This is a genomic window from Prevotella sp. AM23-5, assembly GCF_003473645.1.
GTDB lineage: Bacteria > Bacteroidota > Bacteroidia > Bacteroidales > Bacteroidaceae > Prevotella > Prevotella copri_A.
The window spans coordinates 1-16,430 of the sequence record NZ_QUCG01000072.1 but is presented as its reverse complement, the minus strand read 5'-3'; the positions used below and the strand labels follow the sequence as shown (position 1 = coordinate 16,430).

General features: G+C 47.5%; 10 protein-coding genes and 2 pseudogenes. 9 read left to right on the top strand and 3 right to left on the bottom strand.

Translation table 11 applies throughout. The features are described from left to right. Positions 1–127: 127 nt before the first annotated feature. Positions 128–1,267, top strand: a complete 1,140-nt coding sequence (locus DW657_RS14225; protein ID WP_118313122.1) for a DUF418 domain-containing protein — start codon at positions 128–130, stop codon at positions 1,265–1,267. 205 nt (positions 1,268–1,472) lie between these two features. Here DW657_RS14225 and DW657_RS14220 read toward each other — a convergent pair whose 3' ends face one another. Genes DW657_RS14220 through DW657_RS14210 form a run of 3 tightly spaced genes read right to left on the bottom strand, consistent with a single transcriptional unit; the run spans position 1,473 to position 5,548 of the window. Beyond that, on the bottom strand, positions 1,473–3,464 hold the full coding sequence (locus DW657_RS14220) for a glucosamine-6-phosphate deaminase (RefSeq protein WP_089545305.1): 1,992 nt from the start codon (positions 3,462–3,464) through the stop codon (positions 1,473–1,475). A gap of 35 nt (positions 3,465–3,499) precedes the next feature. After that, positions 3,500–4,291, bottom strand: a complete 792-nt coding sequence (nagB, locus tag DW657_RS14215; protein WP_118313121.1) for a glucosamine-6-phosphate deaminase — start codon at positions 4,289–4,291, stop codon at positions 3,500–3,502. Positions 4,292–4,351: 60 nt separating this feature from the next. Beyond that, positions 4,352–5,548 (bottom strand): ROK family transcriptional regulator, encoded by a 1,197-nt coding sequence (locus tag DW657_RS14210; protein WP_118313120.1) that lies wholly within the window; start codon positions 5,546–5,548, stop codon positions 4,352–4,354. Positions 5,549–5,902: 354 nt separating this feature from the next. Here DW657_RS14210 and DW657_RS14205 point away from each other — a divergent pair, with 354 nt between their 5' ends. From DW657_RS14205 to DW657_RS14170, 8 genes and pseudogenes are all read left to right on the top strand, one after another. Then, complete coding sequence (locus DW657_RS14205; RefSeq protein ID WP_118313119.1) at positions 5,903–7,138, top strand: MFS transporter; 1,236 nt, start codon at positions 5,903–5,905, stop codon at positions 7,136–7,138. Between the two features lie 51 nt (positions 7,139–7,189). Then, positions 7,190–8,107, top strand: coding sequence for a dihydrodipicolinate synthase family protein (locus tag DW657_RS14200; protein ID WP_089545301.1), 918 nt, complete (start codon positions 7,190–7,192; stop codon positions 8,105–8,107). Positions 8,108–8,132: 25 nt separating this feature from the next. Beyond that, on the top strand, positions 8,133–9,320 hold the full coding sequence (locus tag DW657_RS14195; RefSeq protein WP_118313118.1) for an AGE family epimerase/isomerase: 1,188 nt from the start codon (positions 8,133–8,135) through the stop codon (positions 9,318–9,320). A 20-nt stretch (positions 9,321–9,340) separates the two neighbouring features. After that, on the top strand, positions 9,341–10,618 hold the full coding sequence (locus DW657_RS14190; RefSeq protein ID WP_158577386.1) for a sialidase family protein: 1,278 nt from the start codon (positions 9,341–9,343) through the stop codon (positions 10,616–10,618). 142 nt (positions 10,619–10,760) lie between these two features. Then, the gene (locus DW657_RS14185; RefSeq protein ID WP_118313116.1) at positions 10,761–12,626 is read left to right on the top strand and encodes a family 20 glycosylhydrolase; all 1,866 of its coding nucleotides are present in this window, start codon (positions 10,761–10,763) and stop codon (positions 12,624–12,626) included. 350 nt (positions 12,627–12,976) lie between these two features. Further along, a pseudogene (locus DW657_RS18715) lies at positions 12,977–15,028 on the top strand (GDSL-type esterase/lipase family protein); the annotation flags it as partial. After that, a complete protein-coding gene (locus tag DW657_RS18710; RefSeq protein ID WP_367400160.1) occupies positions 15,008–16,084 on the top strand; it encodes a cyclically-permuted mutarotase family protein in 1,077 nt (358 codons plus the stop codon). The pseudogene DW657_RS18715 and the gene DW657_RS18710, both read left to right, overlap by 21 nt. Before the next feature lie 73 nt (positions 16,085–16,157). Continuing rightward, positions 16,158–16,295, top strand: a pseudogene (locus tag DW657_RS14170) (ammonium transporter); the annotation flags it as partial. Positions 16,296–16,430: the final 135 nt, after the last annotated feature.

Below are 16,430 nucleotides of genomic sequence, written 5' to 3'. Positions count from 1 at the left end.
AGTGACAACCTTTTTCAGGGAAGTACACTATAAAACTTAATATTTGTTATACATTGAGGATAATTCGCTTTTTCCAATAAAATGTTATACCTTTGCCAACTCATAATAACTAACATACAATATCAAAATGAATTTTTACAAGACATTAGGACTGAAAAACAGTCGTATTGACGTGGCTGATGCCTTGCGAGGATTGGCCGTAGCAGGTATTATTCTCTATCACTCCGTGGAGCATTTTAATATGTACGATGGAAGCATAGCGCATGCTTATACGCTGGGGTGTGATGATTGGATGGCAGATGTGCTGGCTTTGCTGCTGTCGGGAAAGATGTATGGTATCTTTGCCCTGCTCTTCGGATTGAGCTTCTTTATCATGAATGATAATCAGCAGCAGCGTGGAAATTGCTTTTCGGGTAGATTCGCCTGGCGAATGTTCCTCCTGGCAATGCTCGGTATCGTGAACACCGCCTTCTTCGATGGCGACATCCTCTTCTCCTATGCCATCTATGGACTGGTTCTCATCCCATTGAGTTATCTTCCTACCAAATGGCTCTGGTGGGTGGTTGCCTTCCTCTTTATCCAACCGATAGAAATCTATTCCCTCATTTCGGGATGGCAGGTAGATGCGTCGTCGTTGAGAGAGGTGTATGGAAATATGTATAATGGTCATCAGCACGGCACCTTCCTGGAGAATGCCTATGGTAACCTGCGATACGGACAGGTGGCTACTTATTACTGGTGCATGATGAAGGGAAGACATACGCAGACCATCTGCCTCTTCATTCTCGGAATGCTGGTGGGCAGAAAGCGTTGGTTCTACAATGAGAACAACAACCTGGCTTTGTGGAAGAAGGTGCTGGTGGTTTCCATCCTGGTATTGATTGTGGGAGGCATAGCTGATGTGCGCCACATGGAAACATGGAACAATTGGCTTTATCCTATCTACAACTTCTTCATTCTCTCGTTCGTAGTTTCAGGCTTCGTACTGTTGTGGTATGGTAAGGAATGGTTCAGAAAGGGATTGTCGTTCCTGCGTCAGTTTGGTAAGATGAGTCTGACCAACTATTTCCTCCAGTCTATCATCGGTTGCGGACTGTTTGCCTATTATGGTTTCAATCTCCAGACGAAGCTCGGCATTACCTATGCCTTCTTTGTCGGCATCGCCATGGTGGTAGTACAATGCCTCTTCTCCAACCTCTGGCTCAAGTATCATTCCCATGGTCCTTTCGAGGGAATATGGAAGAAGCTGACCTGGATTAAGTTCTAAAATTTTAAGATTTTGAAATAAAAAAGGTGTGTCATAAGTCCATGACACACCTTTTTTATAAAAATGCCCTCCTGTCTTTCGGCAGAAGGGCACAAACTAATTATTCTCGTACAATTAGTTTTGTCAAATGAATAGTTGATATAGGTTAGAGTATGAATGAAGATCTATATTATTATATATCAACTTGAGTATGCCGATGGAAGGCTTAGAGTGGAATGTACTCCACAAATGCTTCCATAGCCTCGTAGCAAGCCAGACCTAACTCATCATAGAGCTGGGCGGTGCCACGGTTGCGGTCTTCTGCACGCTGCCAGAAGAGGCGCTCGTCGTTACCCAGGAATGGAGCACTCTCCATCTGTGACTGGTGCTTGAGGATAGAGTTACGCTTTGCTCTCAACTCCTCAGGGCTCAATGGAACACACATCTCGATGTTCTCAATCTCCCATTCTGCCCAAGCGCCACGGTACATCCAGATGCGGCAGTCCTTCAACCACTCTGCGCCTGCCTTCTTCTCCTCGTCGATGGCTGCGAGAACAGCGTCGGTGCACTTCTTGTGAGTTCCGTGAGGGTCAGCCAAGTCACCAGCAACATAAATCTGATGAGGCTTCACCTCCTGGAGCAATGCTCTAACGATCTCAACGTCCTTCTCTGTCATAGGCAACTTCTCAATCTTACCGCTCTCATAGAATGGCAAGTCAAGGAAGTGAACGCGGTTCAGAGGAATCTCGTTGAATGTACAAGCTGTACGAGCCTCGCCACGACGAATCAAGCCCTTGATGGTCAGAATGTCGCGGGTATCGAAATCGCTCTCCTTCTTGTGTGCGAAGAACTCCTTGATTTCCTGGTATTTCTTAGAGATCACGCTATCCTTGGAGTCAGCGAAGATCTGGTTGAAACCATTGATGAAGTGCATGAATCTTGTAACCTCCTCGTCGCCTACTGCGATGTTACCGGATGTCTCGTAAGCTACATGTACCTCGTGCTTCTGCTGTACCAATCGGCGGATAGTACCACCCATAGAGATCACGTCATCGTCTGGGTGTGGAGAGAATACGATCACTCTCTTTGGGAATGGTTTCGCACGCTCAGGACGATAGGTATCGTCAGCGTTTGGCTTACCGCCTGGCCAACCTGTGATGGTATGCTGCAAGTCGTTGAAGATCTTGATGTTTGCATTGTATGCAGAACCGTAGAGAGCCAAGAGTTCACTCAAGCCATTCTCGTTGTAGTCCTTGTTGGTCAACTTCAGGATAGGCTTGTGCAACTTCTGGCAGAGCCATACCAATGCACTGCGTACCAGCTTGTCTGTCCACTCGCAGTTTGTTACGAGCCAAGGATGCTTGATACGTGTCAGGTGAGAAGCAGCGCTCAGGTCGAGAATTACGTTTGCATTAGGATGAGTCTGGAGGAAGCTAGCTGGCAATGTGTCAGTGATGTTTCCTTCTACTACCTTCTGCATGATTTCAGCCTTCTCGTCGCCCCATGCTGTGAGGTAAACACTCTTGGCAGAGAGCAGGGTAGCGATACCCATGGTGAGAGAGCAAGGAGGAACCTGCTCGTTGGTGCCGAAGCTGTTCTCCATCTCCTCGCGGGAAGTATTGCCGATGAGGATCAGACGGGTGATAGACTGGATACCAGAGCCTGGCTCGTTGGCAGCGATATTACCCATTCTTCCGATACCGAGGAGAGCGATGTCGAGACCGCCGAAGGTCTTGATGCGCTTCTCGTAGAGGTGACAGGTATCCTGCACTGCGTCCTGTGCCACACTGCCATCCAATGTGAAGATGTTCTGTGGATCGATGTCAACATGGTCGAGGAAACGCTCCTTCAACTGGTTGATGCTCTTCAGAGAACTTTCCTTCTGTACTGGATAGTACTCGTAAGCATTGAATACTACCACGTTTCTGAAACTGAGCTGCTTAGCCTCGCATCTTCTCTGCAATTCCTTGTAGATAGGTGTGAGCGACAAGCCTGTGCCCAATGCCATCACGTAATATCTGCCCTCGTGCTGAGCTGCCTTGATTTCCTTCTCTACTTGGTCAGCTACATGAGCTGCACCCTCCATGGAAGAGGCGAAGATGTCGGTGTGAATTTTCTCCATTCTGGAGATCTCTGAGTACTCTACTGTAGTCTTTGGTTTGTAGTATGCCAATGGTACCTTATTGAGTACAATTTCTGAACTAAGATTTAGTCTCATAGTTTCTTGTCTTTATAGTTATTACTTTGTTTTTTTTACAAGTTGTCTTTCTCGATGTCCTTGAAGTACTTGTAGGTGCTTACCTTCAACTCATCTGTAGCGCTCTCATCGCAAACGATGATACCGTGCTGGTGAGTCTGCAGTGCACTGATAGTCCAAGCCTGAGTTACAGGACCTTCGATAGCTGCCTGAAGGGCACGAGCTTTGTTGTGACCATTGCAGAGAATCATCACCTCTCTAGCTGCCATAACGGTACCAACACCTACTGTGAGGGCTGTAGCTGGTACTGCGTTCATATCGCCACCGAAGAAACGGGAGTTAGCGATGCGGGTATCAGTAGTCAAAGTCTTCACGCGAGTGCGGGAGTTGAGAGAAGAGAATGGCTCATTGAAAGCAATGTGACCATCAGGGCCGATACCACCGATGAAGAGGTCGATACCACCTGCTTCTGCAATCATCTCCTCGTAGTGAGCGCACTCAGCTTCGAGATCCTCAGCGTTACCATTGAGAATGTGGATGTTCTCCTTAGGGCAATCGATGTGGTCGAAGAGGTTGTGAGCCATAAATGAATGATAGCTCTCTGGATGAGATTCTGGCAAACCTACGTATTCGTCCATGTTGAATGTGAGTACATGCTTGAAAGAAACCTCACCAGCCTTGACAGCCTTTACGATTTCTGCATACATACCAATAGGTGATGAGCCTGTTGGCAAACCCAGAACGAATGGTTTCTCTGCTGTTGGTTGGAAAGCTTTGATGGTCTCCACAACGTGACGAGCTGCCCAGCGAGCCAACTCATCGTAATTCTTTTCGATAATTACACGCATAGTTGATATATGTTTATAAGTTAATGTATTCTTATATATTAATAATGTATTCTTAATCTATTAATTGTTCAAGTACTTGCTTCTTGCCATAAGGCAGGCTCCAATCAGTCCTGCATGCTCTTTCAGGGTAGAGGCGGCAACCAGCGAATCCTCGTTCACCATATTGAGCGAGAACTTTTTGATGCCCATGCAGATAGGTTGGGTAAGATAAGCACCTGTTACCGAGAGGTCTCCTCCGATGACCAGCATCTCCGGATTGAAGATGTTGATGATGCCGGCGAGATTGGTTCCCAGTTCTACTGCCACCTTCTGCAGGGTCTCGATGCTGAGCACATCCTCTTTTTTGATGGCGTCGAGGATATCCTGCAGGGTGAGTTCCTGATGCAGGTTCTTCACCTTGTCGGACAGCACGGAAGTTCCACCGTTTTCCAAAGCCTCTTTCATCTTGCGCAGCAATGCCGAGCCTGATGTTTCCGTTTCCATGCAACCTGTTTTTCCACAATGGCAGATGATGTCATTATTATAGATGTGCATGTGTCCGATTTCACCCGAGAAGCCTGATTTTCCGAGATAGAGCTTACCGTCGAAGATGATACCGATGCCGATGCCCCAGCTGACGTTTACGAAGATGATGTTTCTCAATCCCTTGCAGACACCTTTCAGATATTCACCGTAAGTCATGCAGCGGGTATCGTTGTCGATGCAGAAAGGCAGGTCGAGTCTTTCGGTCAGCGCTTCTGCCAGTGGCATTGTCGTGCAGGTGAAGTAATTATAGGCACAACCTGTTTCAGGGTTCACTCGTCCACCGATACTCATGCAGGCCTTCTTGATCTGGCTTCTTTCGATGCCTGATTTTTGAATATACTTGTTGATGAGGTTGATGAAACTGTTGAAGCATTCCGGGGTGTCCTGGTAGTCAAAGTGTATCAGTTCGGGTTCTGTCACCATGTTTCCACAAAAATCACAGATGCCGAAGGTGAGACTTTGCTTTCCTGTATCTATGCCGAGGAAATATCCGGATGTTGCGATGAGGTCGTAAATCTTTGGTGCTCTCTTCGAGTAATTGTCTTTCTTGCCAGTTACCTCAATCAAGCCATCCTCAATGAGTTCGTTCAGAGTCTTGGTAGTATATGGCACACTTACCCCCAAACTACTGGATAGTTCGGCGATAGTTTGTCCTCCATGTTCTATGAGCAAGTTCAAAAGAGCTGTCTTAGAGGCAGACCATTTAGTGTGAGGTATGATGCTTTTTGCCATACAGATATTTCTTGTTTAAGTTTTTACGCTGCAAAGATAAATAAATAAATCCGTTTTTTTAATGTTTGCGAGTTAATTAATCTAAATTATTAGAATAAACTTTGTTTTTTCCCTTTTTCGGGGAATGATTTAACTGTTTGAACCTATGATTTTTAACTTTTTAAAATACTGGTTGCTCAAACAGCTCAGAAGAGATTCTTTTATATATATAATAAGGTGTATAGATATAAAACGTAAGAACAAATAAATAAACTAATTTAATTAACTTGAATAACGAAAAATGATTCATTAAAATTTGGTTGGCATTAAAATAAGTAGTAAATTTGCACCCGAATAACAAAACTAACAATCGAAATGAAAAATAAAAAGTTTTATCCCTGGTTAGTTGTAGCGCTCCTGTGGGTGGTTGCTCTTCTCAACTATATGGATCGTCAGATGCTTTCTACCATGCAAACCGCTATGAAGGTTGACATCGTGGAATTACAGCAAGCTGAAGCCTTTGGCGCTTTGATGGCAGTCTTCCTTTGGATCTATGGTGTTGTGAGTCCATTTGCCGGTATCGTAGCTGATAGAATCAGTCGAAAGAAATTAGTAGTAGGCAGTCTCTTTGTCTGGTCTTTGGTGACCTACCTGATGGGATATGCCTCCAGTTTTGATCAACTTTACATGTTGAGAGCGTTGATGGGTATCAGTGAAGCACTTTACATCCCTTCTGCCTTGTCTCTCATTGCCGACTGGCATGAAGGAAAGTCCAGATCTCTGGCCATTGGTGTTCACATGACAGGTTTGTATGTAGGTCAGGCTATCGGAGGTTTTGGTGCTACCGTGGCAGCAGCCTTCTCCTGGCACACCACTTTCCACTGGTTCGGTATTCTCGGAATCGCTTATTCTGTCGTATTGCTTCTGTTGTTGCACGATAAAGACAAGAATACTGCGAATGTGGCTGTGACTCAGAAGGAAAAGCCTGCAAGGGGCGGATTGTTCCAAGGCTTATCTGTTGTGCTTTCTACTTGGGCATTCTGGGTGATTCTCTTCTATTTCGCAGTTCCTTCTCTTCCAGGTTGGGCTACCAAGAACTGGCTCCCTACATTGTTTGCTGAGAATCTGGGTGTACCTATGTCTGAGGCTGGTCCGATGTCAACTATCACCATCGCAGTATCCTCATTGTTTGGTGTTCTCTTCGGCGGTGTACTTTCCGATAAATGGGTTCATAGGAACATCCGTGGCCGCGTTTATACCAGTGCCATCGGTCTGGGAATGACGATTCCTGCTCTCTTCCTCCTGGGCTTCGGCCACAGTGTGGTAGCAGTAGTGGGAGCTGGCTTGCTCTTCGGTATCGGTTACGGTATGTTTGATGCCAACAATATGCCAATCCTCTGCCAGATTATCTCGGCAAAATATAGGGCAACAGCATACGGTATCATGAATATGGTGGGCGTATTTGCCGGAGCTATGGTTACCCAGATAATGGGTAAGTTCTCTGATGGCGGTAATCTGGGCTTGGCTTTTGCCGTATTGGGCGTGGTGGTTATCGCTGCGTTGACACTTCAGCTGGTTTGCTTGAAGCCAAAGACTGATAACTTAGAATAATAAATAGTAACAAAGAAATTTTAACTAACTTACATTAATATATATATAATTATGGAAAAGATCATTGGACTTATCGATGCACCGTTTACTCCTTTTTATGCTAACGGTGATGTGAACTTGGAACCAATCGAGGCTTACGCCAAAATGCTTCAGAAGAACGGTCTGAAGGGTGTGTTTATCAATGGTTCATCAGGCGAGGGCTATATGTTGACCACCGAGGAGAGAATGCTCCTTGCTGAGAGATGGGTAGCCGTAGCTCCAAAGGACTTTAAGATTATCGTTCATGTAGGCAGCTGCTGCCTCCGTGAGAGCCGTCGCTTGGCTGAGCATGCGCAGAAGTTGGGTGTTTGGGGCATCGGTTCAATGGCTCCTCCATTCCCACATATCGGCCGCATCGAGGAACTGGTGAAGTATTGCGAGGAGATTGCTTCTGCTGCTCCTGAGCTTCCTTTCTACTACTATCATATTCCTGCATTCAATGGCGCTTACCTGCCAATGCTCGATCTGTTGAAGGCTGTAGATGGACGCATTCCTAACTTCGCTGGTATCAAATATACCTTCGAGAGTCTGTATGAGTACAACCAGTGCCGTCTCTACAAGAACGGTAAGTACGATATGCTCCATGGTCAGGATGAGACTATTCTCCCTAGCCTGGCTCAGGGCGGTGCACAGGGTGGTATCGGTGGTACAACCAACTACAACGGTAAGGAGTTGGTAGGCATCATCGAGGCTTGGAAGAACGGCGACATCGAGACAGCCCGTGAGAAGCAGAACTTCGCTCAGGAGGTTATCAACGTCATCTGTCACTACCGTGGTAACATCGTTGGCGGTAAGCGTATCATGAAGTTGATGGGCTTCGATTTGGGTCCAAACCGCACTCCATTCCGCAACATGACCGATGAGGAGGAGCAGGCAATGAAGAAAGAGTTGGAGGCTATCCACTTCTTCGAGCGTTGCAACCAGTTTTAAGTAAAATCCACTAGAAACAGTAAGAATGAATATTAAAGAATATATTAAGCAGTGGGCTGAATCTTATAAGACTGAACTGACAGAGAACATCATGCCATTCTGGATGGAGCATGGATGGGATAAGGTAAACGGTGGTGTTTACACTTGTCTCGATAGAGATGGAAGTCTGATCGATACCACCAAGTCTGTGTGGTTTCAGGGTCGATTCGCCTTTATATGCGCCTATGCATATAATAATGTAGAGAAGAACCCGATGTGGCTGGAGGCTGCGAAGAGCACGCTCGACTTCATCGAGAAGCATTGCTTCGACGAGAATAGAAGAATGTACTTCTCTGTTACAGCCGAAGGCAAGCCATTGCGCATGCGTCGCTATGTATTCTCTGAGACTTTCGCAGCTATTGCGATGTCGGAGTATGCTTTGGCTACCGGCGAGCAGAAATATGCTGAACGTGCCCTACAGATTTTCAAGGATATCCAGCGCTTTCTCACCACACCAGGTATCCTGGCTCCTAAGTTTGAGGAATCTGTTCAGTTGCAGAGCCACAGCATCATCATGATTCTCATCAACGTGGGTTCATGCATCCGCAAGGTTATCAACGACCCTAAGCTCACCGAGCAGATTGATGAGTCGATTGCCAAGCTGAAGAAGTACTTCATCCACCCAGAGTTCAAGTGTCTCCTGGAGACCGTAGGAATGAACGGTGAGTTTGTGGATACCTGTATGGGCCGTACCATCAACCCAGGTCATTGCATCGAGACTTCATGGTTCATCATGGAAGAGGCAAAGCAGAGAGGTTGGGACAAGGAGATAACCGATATGGCACTGCAGATCTTCGACTGGTCTTGGGACTGGGGATGGGACAAGCAGTATGGCGGCATCATCAACTTCAGAGACTGTAGGAATCTTCCTTCGCAGGATTATTCTCAGGATATGAAGTTCTGGTGGCCACAGACTGAAACTATCATCGCTTCTCTCTATGCTTACCTTGCAACAGGTGATGACGAGTATATCTACAAGCATCAGCGCATCAGCGAGTGGACCTATGCTCACTTCCCAGATACAGAGTTCGGCGAGTGGTATGGTTATCTTCACCGAGACGGTACCGTGGCACAGCCTGCCAAGGGTAATCTCTTCAAGGGACCTTTCCACATTCCTAGAATGATGATCAAGGCATACTCTCTGTGTCAGGAGATTTTGAACAAGGAAGTATAACTGAACAAAACATGAGAAATATGATTTTTCCAGCAAACATAGGCAAGGCATTGTGTCTCGCTACTATGGGTATTACCCTGATGATGCCTGCACAGGTTGCTGCTGCAACCCCAGCTTTGGCAGTTGAGGCTCAGGCTGTGAACGCTCAGGGCGGCATCACTGTCTTCCCTAACAAGGAAGCACAGTATCGCATTCCTGCCATCGTAGAGTGTAAGTCGGGTAAGTTGATTGCGTTTACCGATCATCGTTACCACAATCAGGATATTGGTGGCGGCCGTCATCTCGACATCGTGATGAAGACCAGTATGGACAAGGGCGCTACCTGGAGCTCTCCTGAGCAGATGGTGGCTAAGGGCGGAAACGGTATTGCTACCAGTTTCGACTGCGCCCATGGCGATGCGGCTGTCGTGGTAGATAAGAAGAGCGGCAGAATCCTCCTGATGTGTGCATCGGGTGGCATCGGCTACTGGGAGTCTAAGCGTGGTAATCTCCTGATGATGGGTAGATACTACAGCGATGACGAGGGTAAGACATGGTATGGCGAGGAAGTGACCAAGCAGATCTACGACCTCATGCCTGAAGTGGAATCTGCCTTTTTTACCAGTGGTAGAATCTGTCAGAGTAAGCAGATCAAGGTGGGCAAGTACTATCGTGTCTATACCGTGTTGTGTACCCGCAGCGGTAACCGTATTCTCTATAGCGATGACTTCGGTCAGACCTGGAATGTCTTGGGCAAGAATGTAGCCGAGGCTGCTCCTTATGGAGATGAGGCTAAGGTTGAAGAGTTGCCAGACGGCAATGTGTTGCTCAGCAGCCGTGCAATGGGTGGACGCCACATCAACATCTATACTTATGAGGATAAGAAGACAGCCACAGGCTCTTGGGGCAAGGTAATAGCTTCTGATGCCAAGAATATGGGTGTTGCTGCCCATAAGAACTCTTGCAATGGCGAGGTTCTCATGGTGGATGCCAAGAAGAATGGCAAGAAAGTAAAGCTGTTGCTTCAGAGTGTTCCGGTAGGTCCAGGCCGTAACAACGTAGGTATCTACTACAAGGCATTGGAGACTCCTGCTGATTATGCTACTCCAGAGGCTATCGCCAAGAACTGGGAAGGCTGCTATCAGTTGAGCAATACCACTTCTGCCTATTCTACCATGGTTCAGGGCAAGGATGGAAGCATCTACTTCCTTCTGGAGGAGAATGCCTTTAAGAATCCGAAGACACAGACGGATGATTATTACGACATTCGATTCTATAAGTTAGGCATAGACCAAATAACGAACAATAGATATAAATAATTGAACTTCCTGACATGTGAAAGTTCAGTTATATATAAATAAGGTAGAGGGGAGTCAAATCCCCTCTCCTTTATACCTTTTTCGGTATGCTGCTCTTCTCTCTATCATTGATATGATTTCATCCATTTAATTCAACCTAATTATGAATCGACTCTTACTTTTTGTGTTTTCTATATTTTGTTGCATGGCTGGCATCTGTGCCAATCATCCATCTTCCTTGTTGCCTCTGCCTCAGAAGTATCAGTTCAACGGCAAGAAATTCAGCGGCGAGTTGACAGTGGAGGAAAAATATGTGAGCCAGATTGAAGGAGCTAAATTCCAGGAAGAAGCTTACCATCTATTGATTACCAAGAAAGGCATCCTTCTGGAGGCTACCACCCCAAAGGGTATGTATTGGGGACGACAGACGCTGGAACAGCTGAAAACCACTAAGAATAAAAAGATATATTTGCCACAGTGTGACATCACCGACTGGCCTGCTTTCCGCATCCGTGGATTCATGCACGATGTGGGCAGAAGCTATATTCCTGTAGAGGAACTGAAGCGCGAAATCAGTCTGCTGAGCAGATACAAAATCAATGTTTTTCACTGGCATCTTACAGAAAATCAGGCATGGCGCCTGGAAAGCAAGCGCTATCCTGAACTCAATGCCCCAGAGAATATGGAGCGTGAGAAAGGAAAGTTCTATACATTAGAAGAGGCCCGACAACTCGTGGAATTCTGCAAGCAGCATCAGGTGCTCCTGATTCCTGAGATTGATATGCCGGGACACAGTGCCGCTTTCGAGCGTACCTTCAAGACCGATATGCAGAGCGAGAAGGGTACGCAGATTCTGAAAGACATCATTGATGAGGTATGCGCTACGTTCGATGTACCTTATCTCCATATAGGAACCGACGAGGTTCAGTTTACCAATCCGGATTTCGTTCCGATGATGGTGAAATACATTCGCGACAAGGGCAAGAAGGTTATCTCTTACAACCCAGGCTGGAACTACAAACCGGGTGAGATTGACATGATGCAGCTCTGGAGCTATCGTGGAAAGGCACAGAAGGGCATCCCTGCCATCGACTGCCGCTACCACTACGCCAACCATTTCGATACCTACGCCGACCTGGTGGCGATGTTCAACAGCCGCATCTACAACCAGCCTGAGGGCAGCGACGATCTGGCTGGCTGCATTGTAGCCTTCTGGAACGATCGATACATTGACAATACACCTCAGCTGCTGGCAGAAAACAATTTCTATCCTTATATGCTCACCCTGGCAGAACGTGCCTGGCGTGGAGGTGGCAACAGCTATTTTGATGGCAAGGGCACCCTGCTTTGGGAGGATGAACCAGAGCAGTTGGCTGCATTCAGGGAATTTGAACACCGCCTGCTGTGGCAGAAGAAGACCTGGCTGAAGGAGGTTCCCTTCCCATACGTTTGCCAGACCCAGAGCGAGTGGCAGATTACCGATGCCTTCCCTAACGGAGGCGACTTGAACAAGGTGTTCCCTCCAGAGGAGAAAGAAGATTCCGTCTATCAGTATGAGGGCAAGACTTACAAGACCCGCAAGATCATCGGCAACGGCATCTATCTGCGCCATGTATGGGGCACGCTGGTTCCCGGCTTCTATGCCAATCCGCAGGAGAACCACACCGCTTACGCCACCCGCTGGATTTATTCTCCAAAGGAAAGAAAGGCGAAGCTGGCGCTGGAGTTCCAGAACTACAGCCGTTCTGAGAGCGACCTGGCTCCCCGTCAGGGCACCTGGGATTACAAGTGCAGCCGTGCATGGCTCAACGGTCAGGAAATCATGCCTCCTGTATGGGAGAACACGAATACCGAGCGTTCTAACGAGATTACGCTGAAGAATGAGAACTACATGTCTCGTCCTGCGATAGACATCACCCTGAAGAAGGGTTGGAACAAGCTGATGCTGAAACTTCCTGTCGGCAAGTTCTCTTCTAAGGAGACCCGACTCGTGAAATGGATGTTCACGGCTGCTATCCTCGACGAGTAATATTAAAATAGAAGTTTTTTAGGTTATATATAGTTTACTGAACTTTCGCAAGTATCTCACCCACACGCCCTGAAAGGGCAGAAGCTCCTAGCCCAGGGCAGCGCCCTGGGTAATGATGGATGCAAGCTTGTCGCCCTGTAAGGGCAAAAGCCTTCAAGTACCAGGCAATATACAAACCTTTTGCCCTTACGGGGCGCCTTGCTGATTGCTTGTATACCCAGGGCGCTGCCCTGGGCTAGGAGCTTCTGCCCTTTCAGGGCGTGTGGAGCATACTTGCGAAAACTAGAATAGTTTATATAGGTATGTTGTATGATAAATTAATGAATCCAAAGGGAGCGTTGACGGCTTTGATGCTGTCGATGCTCCTCACGGGCTCCCTCTCCGTTGAGGCTGCCCGAAAGAAAACTGTGCAGAAAATCAAGGTGGCTTGCGTGGGCAACAGTATCACCTATGGCACGGGAATCGAGGATAGAGAACATTTCTCTTATCCTGTACAACTTCAGAAGATGTTGGGCGACAAGTACCTGGTAGGTAACTTCGGAAAGCCGGGTGCTACCCTGTTGAAGCATGGACACCGTCCGTACATGCAGCAGGAAGAGTACAGACAGGCAATGGCGTTCAAGGGCGATATTGCTGTCATCCATTTGGGTATCAACGATACGGACCCAAGAAACTGGCCTAACTATCGTGATGAGTTCGTGAAAGATTATCTTTCCCTGATGGACTCTCTGCGTTCCGTGAATCCGAAGGTACGTTTTATTTTGGCTCGAATGACTCCGATTGCCCACCGCCATCCCCGTTTTATCTCGGGCACCAAGCAGTGGCATGATGAAATACAGGAGGCTATCCATGTGGTAGCAAAGGTGAGCGGAGCGGAAGTGATCGATTTCCATGCGCCGCTCTATCCTTATCCTAACCTGTTGCCGGATGCCATCCATCCGAATGCGGAAGGTGCCGGCATCCTGGCAAAGACCGTTTATGGCGGTATTACCGGAAACTATGGCGGACTCCAGATGTCCTCTCTCTATACAGACCACATGGTGCTGCAGCGCAACCAGTCGCTGGATATCCATGGCATCGCCAACACGGGCGACCAGGTAACGGTGAGCATTGCCGGACAGGAGGCTTCTACTGTAGCCAACAACCGTGGCGAATGGAGCGTAGTGCTGCAGCCGCTGCCAGTGGGCACTGATTATACGCTGACCATTCAGGCTGGCAAGCAGAAGAAAGAGTTCCGCCATGTGGCTGTAGGTGAGGTCTGGTTGTGTTCGGGACAGTCGAATATGGCATTCCGATTGAATCAGGCTGCTACCGGCAAGAAAGACATCGCTCAGGCTGATGACCCTGATTTCCGTCTTTTCGATATGAAGGGAAGATGGGAGACATACGATGTGGCATGGCCGGCATCCTGTCTGGATTCTCTGAATCATCTGCAGTATTTCAAGAATACTACCTGGAAGAAGGTTTCTCCGGAAACTGCAGCCCAGTTCTCTGCCGTAGCTTATTATTATGGTAAGATGTTGCGGGATAGTCTGAAGGTGCCTGTGGGATTGATATGCAATGCCATCGGCGGTGCTCCTACGGAAGCCTGGGTAGATAGAAATACCTTGGAAACCCAGTTCCCGGCTATCTTGAGAGACTGGTTGCACAATGACTTTATCCAGGATTGGGTAAGAGGCAGGGCTGCCAAGAATCTCACCCACGATGCTACTCATCTCGGTCGTCATCCATACGAGCCATGTTATCTCTACGAGAGTGGTATCCTGCCTTTGCAGCAGTATCCTATCAAGGGAGTGATCTGGTATCAGGGTGAATCGAATGCCCACAATATGGATGCTCACGAACAACTCTTCCGCCTGCTGGTGGATAGTTGGAGAAGCAATTGGAAGAATCCTGAGATGCCTTTCTATTTCGTGCAGTTGTCTAGCCTGAACCGTCCTTCCTGGACCTGGTTCCGTGACAGTCAGCTCCGATTGATGAAATCCATCCCGAATACCGGAATGGCGGTGTCTTCCGATCAGGGAGATTCGCTCGATGTGCATCCTACGAACAAGCAGCCGGTAGGTGAGCGTCTGGGGCGCTGGGCTTTGAACCAGACCTATGGTCATGGCGTAACCCCATCGGGTCCTATATATAATAAGGTGGTAAGAGAGGGCGAGTCGCTGGTGGTTTCATTTACCTATGGCGATGGTCTCCGTACTTCCGACGGCAAGGCTCCATCCTGCTTCGAGATGGCAGAGGAAGAGGGTCTCTTCTATCCTGCACAGGTGAAGATTGAGGGAAATAAGGTCCGACTCACTTCTCCAGAACTCAAGGCACCGAGATTTGTGAGATATGCATGGCAACCTTTCACACGTGCCAATCTGGTGAACCAGGACGGTTTGCCGGCATCTACATTCCGGGGAGAAATCAAAGCGAGCATCAAGTCCCTGTCTGGCTTCCCTTCAGGTGAGGCTGGTTATGAGCTCGGTGTCTCAGCTTGTTATTCTGGATTCATCGGCGACTACCTGATAGTGGCTGGTGGCTGCAATTTCCCTGAACCTGGAAAGAAGAAGTACTATTCGGGTATCTATGCAGCGAAAGTGACAGGCAACGAGGAAACCTTACATTGGGAGATGATAGGCCACTTGCCTGAACCTGCGGCTTATGGTGGAGTAGTGACCTCTGGTGATAGTCTGGTTCTGGTTGGTGGATGCAACGGCGAACATAGTTTGAAAACTGTCTTGAGTATCCATTTGGACAAGAAGAGTGGCAAACCGATATTGAAATCCTTGCCAGACTTGCCTTGTACGGTAGATAACATGGGTGTCTGTCTGATGGACAACCGCCTGTTTGTTGTGGGTGGTAATCAGGATGGTCATCCTTCCGCTTCCGTTCTCACCTGTGAACTCGGAAATAATCAGGAATGGAAAAAGGAAACGGAAATGATTGGCGAACCGAGAGTTCAACCGGTCTGTGCTGCCTATGATGGCAAACTCTATGTCTGGGGCGGCTTCTATCAGAATGGCAAGTCAAGCATCGTTGCCACATCGGGATTGCGTTATCTTCTCCAGGGCAAATGCTGGAATCCGCTTCCGGCACCCCGTAATGGCGAAGGCAAGGAACTCACCTTGACGGGCGCTACTGCCATGCTGGCTGTGAGTCCCGACGGTGAAGCCCAGATTATCTGCGCCGGAGGCGTGAACCATGATATCTTCTGGGATGCCATCAGCGGAACCTATTCCAAGGTGGCACAAGCTGATTATTTGAAGAAGGACATTTCGTGGTATCAGTTCAACGGTTGTCCTTTGACATATAAACTGAAAACTGAACGCTGGGAAATTCTTTCCCACCAAACCTCTCTACTGGCTAGAGCGGGTGCCCAAGTGGCAATGCGAAAACATACATTATATTATATTGGAGGTGAATTGAAGCCTGGTCTTCGTTCCCCCGGTATAGTTCAGTTAGATTTACGTTAATTAATGATTCTACCAGTGTGGTATGATAGTCTGGCGAGGCTTCATCCATACTGGTTTTTTGGTTAGTCCATTGGGCTCAGCTATCATTGGTCTCCTGGCAGGTATCATCCTCTTCTGGGGTATCAAGAAGATTGCTGGTCTCCGTGTTGACAAGCGAATCGAGGAGGAAGGTCTCGATATCTACGAGCATGGTGAGAGTTGCTACAACTAAAGTACTTTCATATATTGACGAGAGAGATTATTGATAAAAGTTTTGGTAAGCAAAATTATTATTAGTAATTTTGCAGCCAAAACTTTTTAAAACAGGAATGTATCACATCAATAGTTCGTTAAAATTTGAGATAAT

Excerpts from the sequence above, each read along its gene's own strand:
- nagB (WP_118313121.1), bottom strand. The coding sequence starts at position 4,291 with ATGCGTGTAATTATCGAAAAGAATTACGATGAGTTGGCTCGCTGGGCA.
- DW657_RS14205 (WP_118313119.1), top strand. The coding sequence starts at position 5,903 with ATGAAAAATAAAAAGTTTTATCCCTGGTTAGTTGTAGCGCTCCTGTGG.
- DW657_RS14220 (WP_089545305.1), bottom strand. The coding sequence starts at position 3,464 with ATGAGACTAAATCTTAGTTCAGAAATTGTACTCAATAAGGTACCATTG.
- DW657_RS14200 (WP_089545301.1), top strand. The coding sequence starts at position 7,190 with ATGGAAAAGATCATTGGACTTATCGATGCACCGTTTACTCCTTTTTAT.
- DW657_RS14210 (WP_118313120.1), bottom strand. The coding sequence starts at position 5,548 with ATGGCAAAAAGCATCATACCTCACACTAAATGGTCTGCCTCTAAGACA.
- DW657_RS14225 (WP_118313122.1), top strand. The coding sequence starts at position 128 with ATGAATTTTTACAAGACATTAGGACTGAAAAACAGTCGTATTGACGTG.
- DW657_RS14190 (WP_158577386.1), top strand. The coding sequence starts at position 9,341 with ATGATTTTTCCAGCAAACATAGGCAAGGCATTGTGTCTCGCTACTATG.
- DW657_RS14195 (WP_118313118.1), top strand. The coding sequence starts at position 8,133 with ATGAATATTAAAGAATATATTAAGCAGTGGGCTGAATCTTATAAGACT.
- DW657_RS14185 (WP_118313116.1), top strand. The coding sequence starts at position 10,761 with ATGAATCGACTCTTACTTTTTGTGTTTTCTATATTTTGTTGCATGGCT.